Annotated in this window: 15 protein-coding genes and 1 tRNA gene; 6 read left to right on the top strand and 10 right to left on the bottom strand. The window is 64.5% G+C overall.

Translation table 11 applies throughout. From position 1 onward, the window contains the following. Positions 1 to 93: 93 nt before the first annotated feature. From ACFPTO_RS11330 to ACFPTO_RS11310, 5 genes are all read right to left on the bottom strand, one after another. A tRNA-Ala gene (locus ACFPTO_RS11330) sits at positions 94 to 169 on the bottom strand. Between the two features lie 75 nt (positions 170 to 244). Continuing rightward, on the bottom strand, positions 245 to 589 hold the full coding sequence (locus ACFPTO_RS11325) for a c-type cytochrome (RefSeq protein ID WP_377711449.1): 345 nt from the start codon (positions 587 to 589) through the stop codon (positions 245 to 247). After that, a complete protein-coding gene (locus ACFPTO_RS11320) occupies positions 589 to 1,374 on the bottom strand; it encodes a BON domain-containing protein (RefSeq protein ID WP_377711448.1) in 786 nt (261 codons plus the stop codon). Before ACFPTO_RS11320 ends, ACFPTO_RS11325 begins: the two co-directional genes overlap by 1 nt. A gap of 25 nt (positions 1,375 to 1,399) precedes the next feature. Continuing rightward, positions 1,400 to 1,987 carry a phosphoheptose isomerase gene (locus ACFPTO_RS11315; protein ID WP_377711447.1) on the bottom strand — a complete coding sequence of 196 codons (588 nt, stop codon included), beginning with the start codon at positions 1,985 to 1,987 and terminating at the stop codon, positions 1,400 to 1,402. 97 nt (positions 1,988 to 2,084) lie between these two features. Further along, positions 2,085 to 2,696, bottom strand: a complete 612-nt coding sequence (locus tag ACFPTO_RS11310; RefSeq protein WP_377711446.1) for a YraN family protein — start codon at positions 2,694 to 2,696, stop codon at positions 2,085 to 2,087. Here ACFPTO_RS11310 and rsmI point away from each other — a divergent pair. Further along, positions 2,695 to 3,606 (top strand): 16S rRNA (cytidine(1402)-2'-O)-methyltransferase, encoded by a 912-nt coding sequence (gene rsmI / locus ACFPTO_RS11305; protein WP_377711445.1) that lies wholly within the window; start codon positions 2,695 to 2,697, stop codon positions 3,604 to 3,606. The genes ACFPTO_RS11310 and rsmI overlap by 2 nt on opposite strands. A gap of 60 nt (positions 3,607 to 3,666) precedes the next feature. Here the strand turns inward: rsmI and ACFPTO_RS11300 are convergent, their stop codons facing one another. Continuing rightward, positions 3,667 to 4,260 (bottom strand): septal ring lytic transglycosylase RlpA family protein, encoded by a 594-nt coding sequence (locus ACFPTO_RS11300; RefSeq protein WP_377711444.1) that lies wholly within the window; start codon positions 4,258 to 4,260, stop codon positions 3,667 to 3,669. Between the two features lie 262 nt (positions 4,261 to 4,522). Here ACFPTO_RS11300 and ACFPTO_RS11295 point away from each other — a divergent pair, with 262 nt between their 5' ends. The 4 genes from ACFPTO_RS11295 to ACFPTO_RS11280 all read left to right on the top strand — a co-directional run bounded on the left by ACFPTO_RS11295 (position 4,523) and on the right by ACFPTO_RS11280 (position 6,850). Beyond that, the gene (locus ACFPTO_RS11295; RefSeq protein WP_377711443.1) at positions 4,523 to 4,840 is read left to right on the top strand and encodes a hypothetical protein; all 318 of its coding nucleotides are present in this window, start codon (positions 4,523 to 4,525) and stop codon (positions 4,838 to 4,840) included. Between the two features lie 175 nt (positions 4,841 to 5,015). After that, a complete protein-coding gene (locus tag ACFPTO_RS11290; RefSeq protein ID WP_377711442.1) occupies positions 5,016 to 5,660 on the top strand; it encodes an MBL fold metallo-hydrolase in 645 nt (214 codons plus the stop codon). Then, complete coding sequence (locus tag ACFPTO_RS11285; protein WP_377711441.1) at positions 5,657 to 6,301, top strand: 3'-5' exonuclease family protein; 645 nt, start codon at positions 5,657 to 5,659, stop codon at positions 6,299 to 6,301. Before ACFPTO_RS11290 ends, ACFPTO_RS11285 begins: the two co-directional genes overlap by 4 nt. Positions 6,302 to 6,391: 90 nt before the next feature. Continuing rightward, complete coding sequence (locus ACFPTO_RS11280; RefSeq protein WP_293040590.1) at positions 6,392 to 6,850, top strand: Lrp/AsnC family transcriptional regulator; 459 nt, start codon at positions 6,392 to 6,394, stop codon at positions 6,848 to 6,850. 60 nt (positions 6,851 to 6,910) lie between these two features. Here ACFPTO_RS11280 and ACFPTO_RS11275 read toward each other — a convergent pair whose 3' ends face one another. From ACFPTO_RS11275 to ACFPTO_RS11265, 3 genes are all read right to left on the bottom strand, one after another. After that, entirely contained in the window at positions 6,911 to 8,107 is a 1,197-nt protein-coding gene (locus ACFPTO_RS11275; protein WP_377711440.1) for a cation diffusion facilitator family transporter, read from the bottom strand. A 301-nt stretch (positions 8,108 to 8,408) separates the two neighbouring features. Then, entirely contained in the window at positions 8,409 to 8,714 is a 306-nt protein-coding gene (locus ACFPTO_RS11270) for an H-NS histone family protein (RefSeq protein ID WP_377711439.1), read from the bottom strand. Between the two features lie 479 nt (positions 8,715 to 9,193). After that, positions 9,194 to 9,862 carry a HugZ family pyridoxamine 5'-phosphate oxidase gene (locus ACFPTO_RS11265; RefSeq protein ID WP_377711438.1) on the bottom strand — a complete coding sequence of 223 codons (669 nt, stop codon included), beginning with the start codon at positions 9,860 to 9,862 and terminating at the stop codon, positions 9,194 to 9,196. A gap of 182 nt (positions 9,863 to 10,044) precedes the next feature. Here ACFPTO_RS11265 and ACFPTO_RS11260 point away from each other — a divergent pair, with 182 nt between their 5' ends. Then, complete coding sequence (locus ACFPTO_RS11260; protein WP_377711437.1) at positions 10,045 to 11,265, top strand: MFS transporter; 1,221 nt, start codon at positions 10,045 to 10,047, stop codon at positions 11,263 to 11,265. Between the two features lie 99 nt (positions 11,266 to 11,364). Here ACFPTO_RS11260 and ACFPTO_RS11255 read toward each other — a convergent pair whose 3' ends face one another. Next, complete coding sequence (locus ACFPTO_RS11255) at positions 11,365 to 12,510, bottom strand: branched-chain amino acid ABC transporter substrate-binding protein (protein ID WP_377711436.1); 1,146 nt, start codon at positions 12,508 to 12,510, stop codon at positions 11,365 to 11,367. Positions 12,511 to 12,548: the final 38 nt, after the last annotated feature.

The following is a 12,548-nucleotide window of genomic DNA, read 5'->3' as shown; positions in this document are numbered from 1 at the left end:
TGATGCCCGTGGCGGCCCGCTAACCGAGACTACGACGGAAGTGGAGCACAAATGAAAAACCGGCCTGAGTGACCGGTTTTAGAGGGAATTCGTTGGTGGAGCGGATGAGGATCGAACTCACGACCTTCGCATTGCGAACGCGACGCTCTCCCAGCTGAGCTACCGCCCCAACGAAGCGACGAGTATAACACAGCGAAAACCGGAAAACGGAAATCGCCATCCCACCGAAACCACCCGCCCAAAATCACTTCGAAGGCGCGCCCGCGAGCACCCAACCGACAACAGTATGAATATCCGCAGCGTTCATCACCGGATGCGACGGCATCGGAATCGCACCCCAAACACCCGCACCTCCATCCCGCACCTTCTTCTCAAGCCTTACCTGCGCCCCGGCATCGCCCTTGTACCGCGCCGCGATCTGCTGAAACGAAGGTCCGACGAGCTTGCGATCCACCGCGTGGCAACCCATGCAAGCGTTCGTGCGAGCGACAGCCTGCCCATCTGCGGCGGCGAAAGCCGTCTGCGAAGCCATCAGAACGCCCATCGCCGCAAAAACCAGGCAAAAAACCACGCGCAACGAACCCCGCATCACATCGCCTTCCCGTTGCTCGGCTGTCCAGGCGACGATTCCATCACCGGCGCAGGCGGCTGCTGATCGATCGGGCGCGAACTCACCGACGCATCCGGCACCGCGCCTACCGTCGGTTCCTCAGCGGCATTGGCCGGCGCCGGCGCGCCCGGCGCCGCAGCAATCGGAGCCGCCGCCTGGCCAGGCTGGATGTACTGATAGACCTTCACGACTTTCGCAACGCCCATCACCTTGCTCGTCGCGTCGGCGGCAGTGGCGCCTTCCTGCTGCGTCACGAGGCCCATCAGGTAGACGGTCCCGCGCTCGCTCACCACCTTGAAGTTGTTCGCGGAGATGTCCTTGTACGCGATCAGTTCAGCTTTCACGCGTCCTTCGAGATAGGAGTCGTTCGCACGCGACGAGAACGAACTCGCCGGCTGCACCCCCAGTTCGTTGACGACCGACTCGACGTTCGCGATCGCCCGCGCCGTCGTCTCGGCCTTCTGCCGCGATGCGTCGTCCGGTACTTCGCCGGTCAGCAGCACGCGCTGGTTGAACACCGCCACGTTGATGTGCGCCGTGTCCGGCAAATTCTTGGTGATATCGGACAGCGCCTTCACCTGGATCTCGCGGTCCTCGGTCTGCGAGCCCACCGTGCGCCGGTCGGTCGCCACGAGCGCCGTGCCGCCCGCCGCGCCCGCGAGCGCAAGGAAGCAGCCCTGCAGGCTCGCCGAGAGTGCGGCCGCAAATCCAATCGTCAGCGTCGTGCGCACCAGTGCGCTATGGATGCCGTATCTGCTCTTCAACGTCACTCTCCTTCGTCCATCGATGTCAGTCTTCGCCCAGCAGCATCGCGTCGATGCCGTCGCACAGGCAGTGGATGGTCAGCACATGCACTTCCTGGATGCGCGCGGTCCGCTCGGACGGCACGCACAGGTGTATGTCGGTGTCCGCGAGCGCTTCGTTGACCTGGCCGCCGCCCTTGCCCGTCAGTGCGATCACGATCATTTCGCGCTCGTGCGCTTCTTCGATCGCCGCAAGCACGTTCGCCGAATTGCCCGACGTCGTGATCGCCAGCAGCACGTCGCCCGGCTGGCCGAGCGCGCGTACCTGCTTCGCGAATACCTGGTCGTAGGCGTAGTCGTTGGCGAGTGCCGTGAGCACCGAGGCGTCGGTGGTGAGGGCCAGCGCCGGAAGTCCCGGGCGGTCGCGCTCGAAGCGGCCGATCAGTTCGGCCGCGAAATGCTGCGCGTCGGCAGCCGATCCGCCGTTGCCGCAAGCCAGAATCTTGTTGCTGTTCGCAAGCGCCGCGAACATCGTATCGACGGCGGCCGCGATCGGCACCGCGAGGGTTTCCATGGCCGCGAGCTTGACGGCTGCGCTGTCGCGGAAGTGTTGTTGAATGCGTTCGACGGACATCGACCCTCTAATCTGTACTGCGTATATCGCGAAAAATCCGCGTGCCTGCGTGCGGGTTGACGCAAGTTTAGCGCACTCGCGCACGTTCTCCGCGCATTCAACTGCCATCGGCACGGAAAGCATCTCGCAGCCACACGAGACGCCCGCATTCGAAGGCAATCACGTCAAAACGGCACGCGGGAATGACATGCCGGCCATCGTACGCGCCTTCCGCGGCACGGCCTCGCGAGAGGAAGTACCGCGCGGCGCGCAGAATGCGCTGCTGCTTGTGCCAGTCGACGCTCGCCGCCGCGCCGCCGTAACCGCGCCGCGAGCGCGCGCGCACTTCGACGAAGACGAGCGTGCCGTCCCGCTCGCGCATCACGAGGTCGAGTTCGCCGCCGCGGCAATGCACATTGCGCGCGACTAGCACGAGCCGCTGGCGCCGCAGGAACGCGAGCGCATGCGCTTCGAAACGCGCGCCCGCCAAGCGCGATTCGGCGTTGGACTCGCGGCGCACGCAAAAGTTGTCGGCGCGTGGAGGCTGCACGGCGAGCGTTGTTCTTGTGCCCTCCGTCGCCGATACGCGATGCGCGGATTCGCGTGCGCCATTCGAAAGTGTCTGCGTGGCGCCCGGCGCAACTTCGCACGCATCCGCGCCTGCCGCTGTGCGTTCCTTCGCGTGGCACAATGTCGGCCTCCTTTCTTGCGCTCGCGCGTTTCGTGCCATGACGTCCCTCCTCGAACTCGCACAGGCCCAGCAATACCCGGCCGCCACGCTGTACGTCGTGGCGACGCCCATCGGCAATCTCGCCGACATCACCTTGCGCGCGCTTCACGTGCTCGGTCTCGTCGACCGCATCGCCGCCGAGGACACGCGCAACACCGGCCAGCTGCTCGCCCGCTATGGCATGACGAAGCCGCTCATCGCCGTGCACGAGCACAACGAGCGCGAGGCGGCGCAGCGCGTGATCGACTTCCTGCGCGCGGGCGAGCGCGTGGCCTGTGTATCCGACGCGGGCACGCCCGGCATTTCCGATCCGGGCGCGAAGCTGGTCGAGGCAGTGCGCGACGCCGGTTTCCAGGTCGTGCCGCTGCCCGGCGCAAGCGCGCTCGCGACCGCTTTAAGCGCGGCCGGCGACTGGGTGACGACGTTCACGTTCATCGGTTTTCTTCCGCCGAAGCCGAAGCAGCGCGCGAGCGCACTACAGCCGCTCGCGGCGCACGAGCACACGATGGTGTTTTACGAGGCGCCTCATCGCATCGTCGAGACCGTTCAGGCGCTTGCAGACGCGTTCGGGCCGGAGCGGCGCCTGTTGATCGCCCGGGAACTGACGAAATTACATGAGTCGCTTCATCGCTGCACCCTGGCCGAAGGGCCAGCGTGGCTTGTCGAGGATGCCAATCGTCAGCGCGGGGAGTTCGTGCTGGTCGTGGAGGGCGCGAGCGGCGCCGCTTCGTCGGACGGCGATCAAGATGCGCTATTGCGCGTGCTGCTACAGGAAGTCCCCGTGAAGACCGCCGCGAAGCTCGCCGCGGCACTGACTGGGGCGTCGCGCAACGCGCTCTACGCGCGCGCGCTCGAACTGAAAGGCGAGAAAGAAGCGGACGGAAAAGCAGACGCAGAACCGGACGACTGAAATGCAAAAGGGCCGCCGTTCAAACGGCGGCCCTTCTGAATCCGGCGCGGCGATCGGCGATCAGTGATCGCTGTTTGAGGCGACTTGCTGCGCCAGCGCGAGCTTCGCCTCGTCGCGCGAAAGACCTTCGATCTTCACGTTCGCGATGCCCGCATGCTGCAGGCCGAGCTTCTTCGCAGCCGCATACGAGAGGTCGATCACGCGCCCGCGCTTGAAGGGTCCGCGGTCGTTGATCTTCACGACGACCGATTTCGCGGTTGAGGGAACGATCACGCGCACGTACGCGCCGAGCGGCAGCGTGCGGTGCGCGGCGGTCAGGTTGCCCATATTGAAGCGCTCGCCGCTCGCGGTGCGGCGTCCGTGAAAGGCACGGCCGTACCACGACGCGCGGCCCGTCTGGTGAAACGACGAGACGTCAGGGCTGTCGCCGATCGGCTGGGCGCCGGCCAGCGACTTGTCGCCGCCGGTGCCCGATGCGGGCAGCGCCGCGAGCGCCGAACCATAGCCAAGCGGCGCGCCGAACGCGGTGTGCGCGCCCGTGGTGTGGAGGGCCGCCTGATCGGACGGACTCTGCGGACCGGGCGGCATGGCGCAACCGGCCAGCACGGACACGGCTGCGAGACTCCCGAGTCTTCGAGAAAGTCTGAGTTTCATAAGCTTGCCATCACAAGTCGAAACCCTTCGGCGTTGTCGTAGCACGCGGCTGAAAGGCTTCGGCGGCGCCAGGCGCAGCAAAGCTCCTCTCGCGAATGGCGAGCTCGAGCAGGCACCCGGATGCGACCCCTATTGGGTCGCCAACCGCTGGTTTTATTCCACGTCTGGCGCAACCTGTCCCCGGCAGCCTGACCAGACCCCACATGCCGCCATCGAACGTGATTTCACGACGTGACTTCTCGTTCAGGGGCGCCAGTGACACATGGCGCGCAGGAACGGCGGCGTAGGCCCCACCCAGCGTCACGGCAGCAAGGCCGTTGCAGGCGCGTGGCGCCTGGCTGGGCAAGACGTGCGGCGCCGGAAGGACCGGCGCCTGATTTGCCATCGCTTCAGTCCGCAAAAAGGCGGTCGTCCGGCGACGGCACTGCTTGACGGCGATGCATCGGAACCCTTTTTCAAGCGGGTCGCATCGCCCAGTGAAAGCACGAAAAAAGTGCGCGTAGAGGCGCATTATACCCAAAATCAATTCCTGTCATCCGAGTTCACCCCGAATCTCGATGATTTATATCTATCGGCGTAACAACGCCGGTTGCCAAGCCCCGTCCGGCGGGGCTTCCCGGCGATTGCCCTGGTCCGTACGGCCAGCTGCGCGACCACGTGACACGGCCCCTCGCGTGCGCCGGTACAATCGGGGCTTTGGCCTCGGCCCGTCATTCGGGCCTCCGTGCCACTCCTTCTCCGCGCCACGCAAACGCATGAAAGTCACGCTGATTCCCGTCACGCCGTTCCAGCAAAACTGCTCGCTGCTCGTCTGCGAGGCGACGCGCCGCGCGGCCGTCGTCGATCCGGGCGGCAATCTCGAGCGCATCGAGGCCGAACTCGCGCGTCAGGAAGTGCAGCTCGAAAAGGTGCTGCTCACGCACGGCCACGTCGATCACTGCGCCGGCGCGAAAACGCTCGCCGCGAAGTTCGGCGTGCCGATCGAGGGGCCGCACGAGGACGAGCGCTTCTGGATCGACAAGCTCGCGGAGCAGAGCGCGCGCTTCGGCTTCCCGGCCGCGGAGGCTTTCGAGCCCGACCGCTGGCTCAACAACGGCGACACCGTGCGCTTCGGCGACGAAGAACTGGAGATCTATCACTGCCCGGGCCATACGCCCGGTCATGTCATTTTCTCCAGCCGTGCGCACCGTCTTGCAATCGTCGGCGACGTGCTGTTCGCGGGTTCGATCGGCCGCACCGATTTTCCGCGCGGCAATCACGCCGATCTGATCCGCTCGATCCGCGAAAAACTCTGGCCGCTCGGCGACGACGTCACGTTCGTGCCCGGTCACGGCCCGGTTTCGACTTTCGGTGAAGAGCGCCGCTCCAACCCCTACGTAGCAGACGGCGTACCCGGATGATGAATAACGTCGCCATCGAAGAGATTTACGTCAGCACCGACGTCGAGGCCGACGGCCCGATCCCCGGCCCGCATTCGATGCTGAGTTTCGCGTCGGCGGCCTATACCGCCGACAAGCGTCTGATCGCCACCTTCTCCGCCAATCTCGCCACGCTCGAAGGCGCGGCGGCGCATCCGGTGCAGGCCGCCTGGTGGCAAACGCAGCCCGAGGCGTGGGCTGCCTGCCGCAAGGATCTGCAGGATCCGGCGGCGGCGCTGGTCGCTTACGTGGAGTGGGTCGAGGCGTTGCCGGGCAAGCCCGTGTTCGTCGCGATGCCCGCGGGTTTCGATTTCACGTTCATGTTCTGGTACATGATGCGTTTCGCGGGGCGCTGCCCGTTTTCGTGGTCGGCGCTCGACATCAAGACGCTCGCGTTCGCCATGACCGGGCTGCCCTATCGCAAGTGCATCAAGCCGCGCTTGCCGAAGCACTGGTTCGACGAGCATCCGCACACGCACGTCGCGCTCGACGACGCCATCGAGCAAGGCGCGCTTTTCTGCAACATGCTCGCCGAGCTGCGCGCGCGGGAGGCCGCGCGCGAGGCCATCGACCGTGAAAGGGACGCCTCAGGGCAAAACGCCGCGCGGAACCCGGCAAATTAGGCAATCCGCCTCATCAATGGCTGCGTGCATTGCGTTTCGTTTTCCTGGCCTCTAACATTCAGGAATACACCGACACCAACGGAGGCGCAGTTGACACTCGATTCGTTCTCTCAAAAGATCCTGCGCCTGCTGCAACTCGATGCGCGCCGGTCGGTGCAGGAAATCTCCGATCAGGTGGGGTTGTCCAGCACGCCGTGCTGGCGCCGCATCAAGGACATGGAACAATCGGGCGTGATCCAGCGTTACACGGCGCTGCTCGATCGGGAAAAGCTCGGGCTGCACGTCTGCGCGCTCGCGCATATCCATCTGACGCGTCACACCGAAGGCGGCGTCGAGCAGTTCGAGCGCGAGATCGCCACCTGCCCCGAAGTCACCGAGTGCTACAGCACGACCGGGGAATCCGACTACATCCTCAAGATCGTCGCGCCGGACATCAAGTCGTACGACACGTTCCTGCACGAGCGCATCTTCCGCATCCCCGCTGTCGCACAGGTGCGCACGAGCGTCGTGCTGCGCGAAATCAAGTTCGATACGCAATTGCCGCTCTGAAGCGGCGCACCCCGCCCCGCCCGACGGCGCCGCTGCGCCGCTGCGTTCAACCCGCTGCGTTCAACCCGCCGCGGGCGGCGCGCTGGCGTGGTCGCGCGGCACCGGCTCCGCACCGGCCGCATGCTCGACGACATGCACGACGTCGAGCCGGCTCACGCCGATGCGCTTCTTGATCGCTTCGAGATCGACGCCGGCAACGCGCGCGATGTCGTCCCCGGCAGCCAGCGCAACCTGCACGGTCAGCCCGCCGCTCAGATAGTGCAGCGTCACCGATTCGACATGTACGCCACGCTCGGCGAACACGTCGCGCAAGGTTTCGATCAGCGCCTCGCGCGGCGGCAGGTTCGCCACCGAACGCACGTGCATGTCGTCCTCGGGGTCGACGTGAATGAGCGCATCGAGCACGCGCGAATCGGTGAGCACGCGCTTGCGCGCAGTCTCCGCGATGTAGTGGCCTTCGGAGACCGAAATGTACGGATCGACGAGGATGTGCGCGTCCACCAGCGCGAGGTCGCCGGTCTTGCGCGTGCGCATTTCGTGGACGTCGAGCACGCCCGGCGTCGAGAGCAGCAGCGCGCGCAGGTTGGCCGTGGCCGTTTCGTCGAGTGCGCGGTCGGAGAGGTCCTGTAGCGCGTCCCAGCCGAACACCCAGCCCATGCGCGCCACCATGAAGCCGACGATCGCCGCCGCAATCGGGTCGAGCAGCCGCACGCCCGCGAGGCTGCCGACAATGCCAATCGCCACGACGAGCGAGGACGCCGCGTCCGAGCGCGCATGCCAGGCGTTGGCGATCAGCATTTGCGAGCGCACGCGCTGCGCCTCGCGCAGCATGTAGCGAAAGAGCCCTTCCTTCGAGGCGAGCACGAGAACGGCGACCACGAGCGCGCTGATATGCACGGGCGGAATGTCGCCGAGATTCGCGATACGCGTGCCCGCGCGCCACAGCATGCCCATGCCGACGGCGATCAGCAACGCGCCGAGAAAGAGCGAAGCGACGGTTTCGTAGCGGCTATGGCCGTAGTTGTGATCGGCATCCGGTTTCGCGCCGCTGTGCCGGTTCGCGAGCAGCACGACGAAATCGGAGACAAGATCGGCAAGCGAGTGAATACCGTCGGCGACGAGTGCCTGCGAATGCGCAATCACACCCACCGTGATTTGCAGCACGACGAGTACCGAATTGACGGCGACGCTCACGAGCGTGGTTATACGCGCGACCCGGTGTTTATCTGATAACGACGCGACAGCTGGAGTGGGCATACGAGGAGAAAAGGGCGAATGCAGGAATATCCACGATTGTAATCGCGGCGCCCTCATTAATTCGAGACTACTGCGAAAATTCCTTTTAAATCATATATCTACAGAAACGCGAAGCATTCGCATCGAGGCCGCCCGACAGCCGGATCGCAGACAGCAAAAAAGCCGCGCGTCATGACGACTTGCGCGGCTTTCGACCAGGCTGGCCCTTGGGATTAGCCTTCTTCAAGACTAGCCCCTGGTACTGCCCCTTAAGACTGAACCTCGGGACTGACCAGGACCCGCCCGATGACTGACGCCGGTATTACTTCTCGATCAGAAACTTTTCACGGTCTTGACCAGCAATCCAGCGGGGCGGCTTGCCGCGGCCGGACCACGTGGCACCGCTTTCGGGATCGCGATATTTGGGGGCTACGCTGGCCCGCGAGCGGCTCGCCTTGGCGTTCTTGCCGCCGGCGCGGCCACCGCCGAGCTCGGCAAGCGTAATGCCGTAATCGGCCATTTTCTGCTTGATTTCATCAAGAACTTCGGCGTATTCACGTGCCTTCGCCTCTTCAATCTGCTTCTCCAGCTTTTCACGCTGGGCGAGTAGTTCCTTGTAGGAAGACATAGTTACCTTTGTGGTTTTGGCATTTACGGCCACCGGTCTTGTGCCGGTATGCCGAATGACGGTTCTGTGCCCCGGAAAGTGGAGGCGAGATTAGCACAAAATTGAATATCCGTAAAAGTGTAAGGAATAAAAATTATTATAAGCCCGGAGTCAGAATAGCCCGGCCGCAACGTGGCATCCGACGCTACTCGCCCGTTTCTCGCCCGTTTCTCGTCCGCTTCTCGCCCGTTTCTCGTCCGCGGCTTACCCGTTTTTCATCTTTTTCTTATCCGGTACAAATCAACACTTGTGCTTAATGGAGCGTTTGACGGATTATTCCCACCCCACTTAATTATCAATTTATGGAAATGTTCTGGTTCGGAAACGTCGAACATTTCATTTCATGCGAACTTTTGCGAATACCGTCGCTGCATCATCCGATGCAGGATGATGAAATTCAATTTTCGCGTGTCAGCGCTTGCACAACGTCAAAAAATAATTCAGATCCGATGGCGCTCGATGCAATCCGCCAACCCCGCGTACAAGGACGGGAGGTCCAGTTGCGGAGCGTCAAAGATAAAGCGGGTGCGCACGCCGTCGATCCGCAGATCGGCGCCGTAGCGGTCGACGCCCACCAGTTCGAGCCCCGGCCGCCGCGCAGCATGCGCTTCGAAGAATGCGACCAGCGTCGTCTCGTCCTGTGCTGACAGCGGATCGAGCGTGTCGAGATCCGCGCCGTCCAGCCAGCCCATCGCGCCGAACCCGGCGATATAGCGCAAGCGCTCGACGTGCAGCACCCAGAACGCGAAATCGCCGAGATCGAGATAGCGCTGCGCGTCGGGGTGATAGCGCAGGTAGCGGCGCGCGACGTCTGCCTCGTCATCGGCATCGACCGGCGCGAAGACACCGAGCAACGTCTCGCGCGGCGCGTTGAGCACGTCGCCGTCCGGCACATGCGCGACGAGAAAGCCCGCGCGCGGATCGCCCTGCAGATTGCGGGTGTGCTCGGCAAGCCGGCTTACGAGAATCACCGGCCGGTGCAACGCATCCGGCGCGAACGGCAAGACGCTCGGATACGGAAAACCATGCGGCTCGCGCGCATGCGTCGCGAGCGTACCGACCGGAACCTGATGCAGCAAATGGAGCGGAGCTTGAGCGGGTACCTTCATGGGTGGGTCCTCTGTCCTGGCGTTTTGGCCGTGCAATGACGGCGGCGCTGCACCGGCGGCATACCGGGCGCGTAATCATATTAGTGCAGCACACTTGTCGCAGTGCGGCAAGGCGCCGCGACCTTCGTTAGAATCGGCACTTGCTTTCAGACACCTTCCTTCTTTCTTCTCCGGAACTTCCTGTGTCCGATCGAACCGCAGAATCCGCCGTCGGCGGGCCCTCGCCCGCTGCCGCGCACCGCGCCCTGCCCGAGGCGACGCGTCAGCGCGCGCGGCTTGCCACGATGGCGCTCTTCTTCATCGCCGGAATGATGTATGCGTCCTGGGGCGTGCACGTTCCGACCGTGCGCGACCGCTTTCATTTAAGTCCCGCACTGCTGTCGTGCGCGCTGTTCGCCGTCGCAGGCGGCTCGATCGTCGCGATGACGACGATCGGCGGCTGGATCGCGCGCGTCGGCACGCGCCGCGCGTGTCTCGCGGGCGGCCTCACGATGTCCGTGTGCGGCGCGCTGATCCTCGTCGTACCCGCGTTCTGGATGCTGCTCGTCGTGCTGGCGATGTTCGGCGTCGGCATGGCGACGCTCGACGTCGCGATGAACGCCGAAGCGAGCGCCGTGGAAGAGTCGCTCGGCCGTCCGATCATGTCGGCGCTGCACGGCATGTTCAGCCTCGGCGGCATGGCGGGCGCGGCGATCGGCGGCGCGCTGCTCGCGCACGGGATGGCGCCCGCGGTCCATCTCGCGCTCGCCTCCGCGCTCGCGACGCTCGTGCTGCTCGCGTCGTGCCCGGTCGTGCTGCCGCACGTGCCGCATCCCACCCACGGCGAGCACGCGCGCACCGGCAACCGCTGGCGCACGCCCGCGCTCTGGGCGCTCGGCGGCATCGCGCTGATCGCCCTGATCGCCGAAGGCGCGATGTACGACTGGGCGACGGTCTATATGCGCGACGTGGTCGTCGCGACGCCCGCGCTTGCAAGCGCCGCATATGCCGCGTTCTCGGGCGGCATGGCCGCCGCACGTTTCGCGGGCGACGCCGTGCGCAAGCGCTTCGGCGCACCGCAGCTCGTCATGGCGAGCGCGTCGCTCGCGTGCGCTGGAATGGTCGGCGTACTCGTGCTGCCGTATGCGTTCACCGCGCTCACGGGCTTCACGCTGATGGGCCTCGGTCTCGCCAACATGATGCCGGTTCTGTTCGCCGCCGCCGCCCGCGTGAAGGGCATTCACGCCGCCGAAGGGCTCGCGCATGTCGCGGGCATTGCGTATTTCGGCCTGCTGTTCGGGCCGGTCGTGATCGGCGCCATCGCCCAGGTGACCAATCTCACGACCGGGCTGGCCGTCGTGGCGCTGTGTGCCGCGCTCATCGCGTGGGCCGCGCCGAAGGTGCTCGTGCGGCTCGGGATCTGAAGCCCCGTAAAACCCCGCATCACGGGCGAAAAAAAACACGCGGACTTTCGTCCGCGTGTTTTTTCGTACTGCTCTCATGCCGCTTGCGCGGCAGTCGAATTACATCTTGACGACGTCGAGCAGCGTCTTCTTGCCAGACTTGTAGTTGTACAGCGAGATCACGCCGTGCTTGAGGTCGCCCTTCGAGTCGAAGGTCGTCTCGCCGATCACGCCCTTGTAGTCGGTCGTCGGCATCGCAGCGAGGATCTTCGCCGGTTCGGTCGAATTCGCGCGCTTCATCGCGTCGACGATGATGTACACGGCGTCATACGTGAACGGTGCGTAGATCTGGATCGGCTGGCCGAAGCGCTTCTCGAACTTCGCTTCGAACTCCTTGCCTTGCGGCATCTTTTCGAGCGCCATGCCCGCTTCCGAGCACACGATGTTGTCGGTTGCGTCGCCGGCCAGATCGGACAGCTTGTCGGTACAGACGCCGTCACCCGCGAGCACCTTCGCGCGCAGGCCCAGTTGCTTCGCCTGCTTGGCGAACGGGCCGCCGGTGGCGTCCATGCCGCCGTACATGATCGCGTCGGGGTTTTCGCCCTTGATCTTCGTGAGAATCGCGCGGAAGTCCACGGCCTTGTCGTTCGTCGCGTCATGCGACAGCACCTTCATGCCGAGCGACTTGGCGGTCTTCTCGAACTCGTTTGCGAGGCCCTGGCCGTAAGCGGTCGAGTCGTCGACGATCGCGACGCTCTTCAGGTTCAGGGTCTTGGCAGCGTAGTTGGCGAGCGCCGGGCCTTGCTGCGCATCGGTCGCGACGACGCGGTAGGTCGTCTTGAAGCCTTGCTGCGTGTAAGCCGGGTTGGTTGCCGACGGCGAGATCTGCACGATGCCCGCATCGCTATAGATCTTCGAAGCCGGGATCGACGTGCCCGAGTTCAGGTGGCCCACCACGGCGACGACCTTGTCGTCGACGAGCTTCTGCGCAACTTGCGTGGCCGTGCGCGGGTCGGCTGCGTCGTCCTGCGCATCGAGTTGCAGCGTAACCTTCTGGCCGCCGATCACGAGGCCCTTCGCGTTGATTTCTTCGACCGCGAGACGCGCGCCGTCTTCGTTGTCCTTGCCGAGGTGAGCGATGCCGCCCGTCAGCGGGGCGACGTGGCCAATCTTGACCACTACGTCTGCGCTAGCTGCCGTGGAAATCGCAGCGAACAGCATGGCTGCGGCGGTGATCGGCAACAGCTTTTGAAGCTTGATAGTCATATAAGTCTCCAGTTTCGAACCCAAAAGCAACGTAATCG

The organism is Paraburkholderia denitrificans (genome assembly GCF_042655705.1).
Classification (GTDB): Bacteria; Pseudomonadota; Gammaproteobacteria; order Burkholderiales; family Burkholderiaceae; genus Paraburkholderia; species Paraburkholderia denitrificans.
The sequence above is the reverse complement of the archived record's forward strand: the minus strand, read 5'-3'. Positions and strand labels throughout refer to the sequence as shown.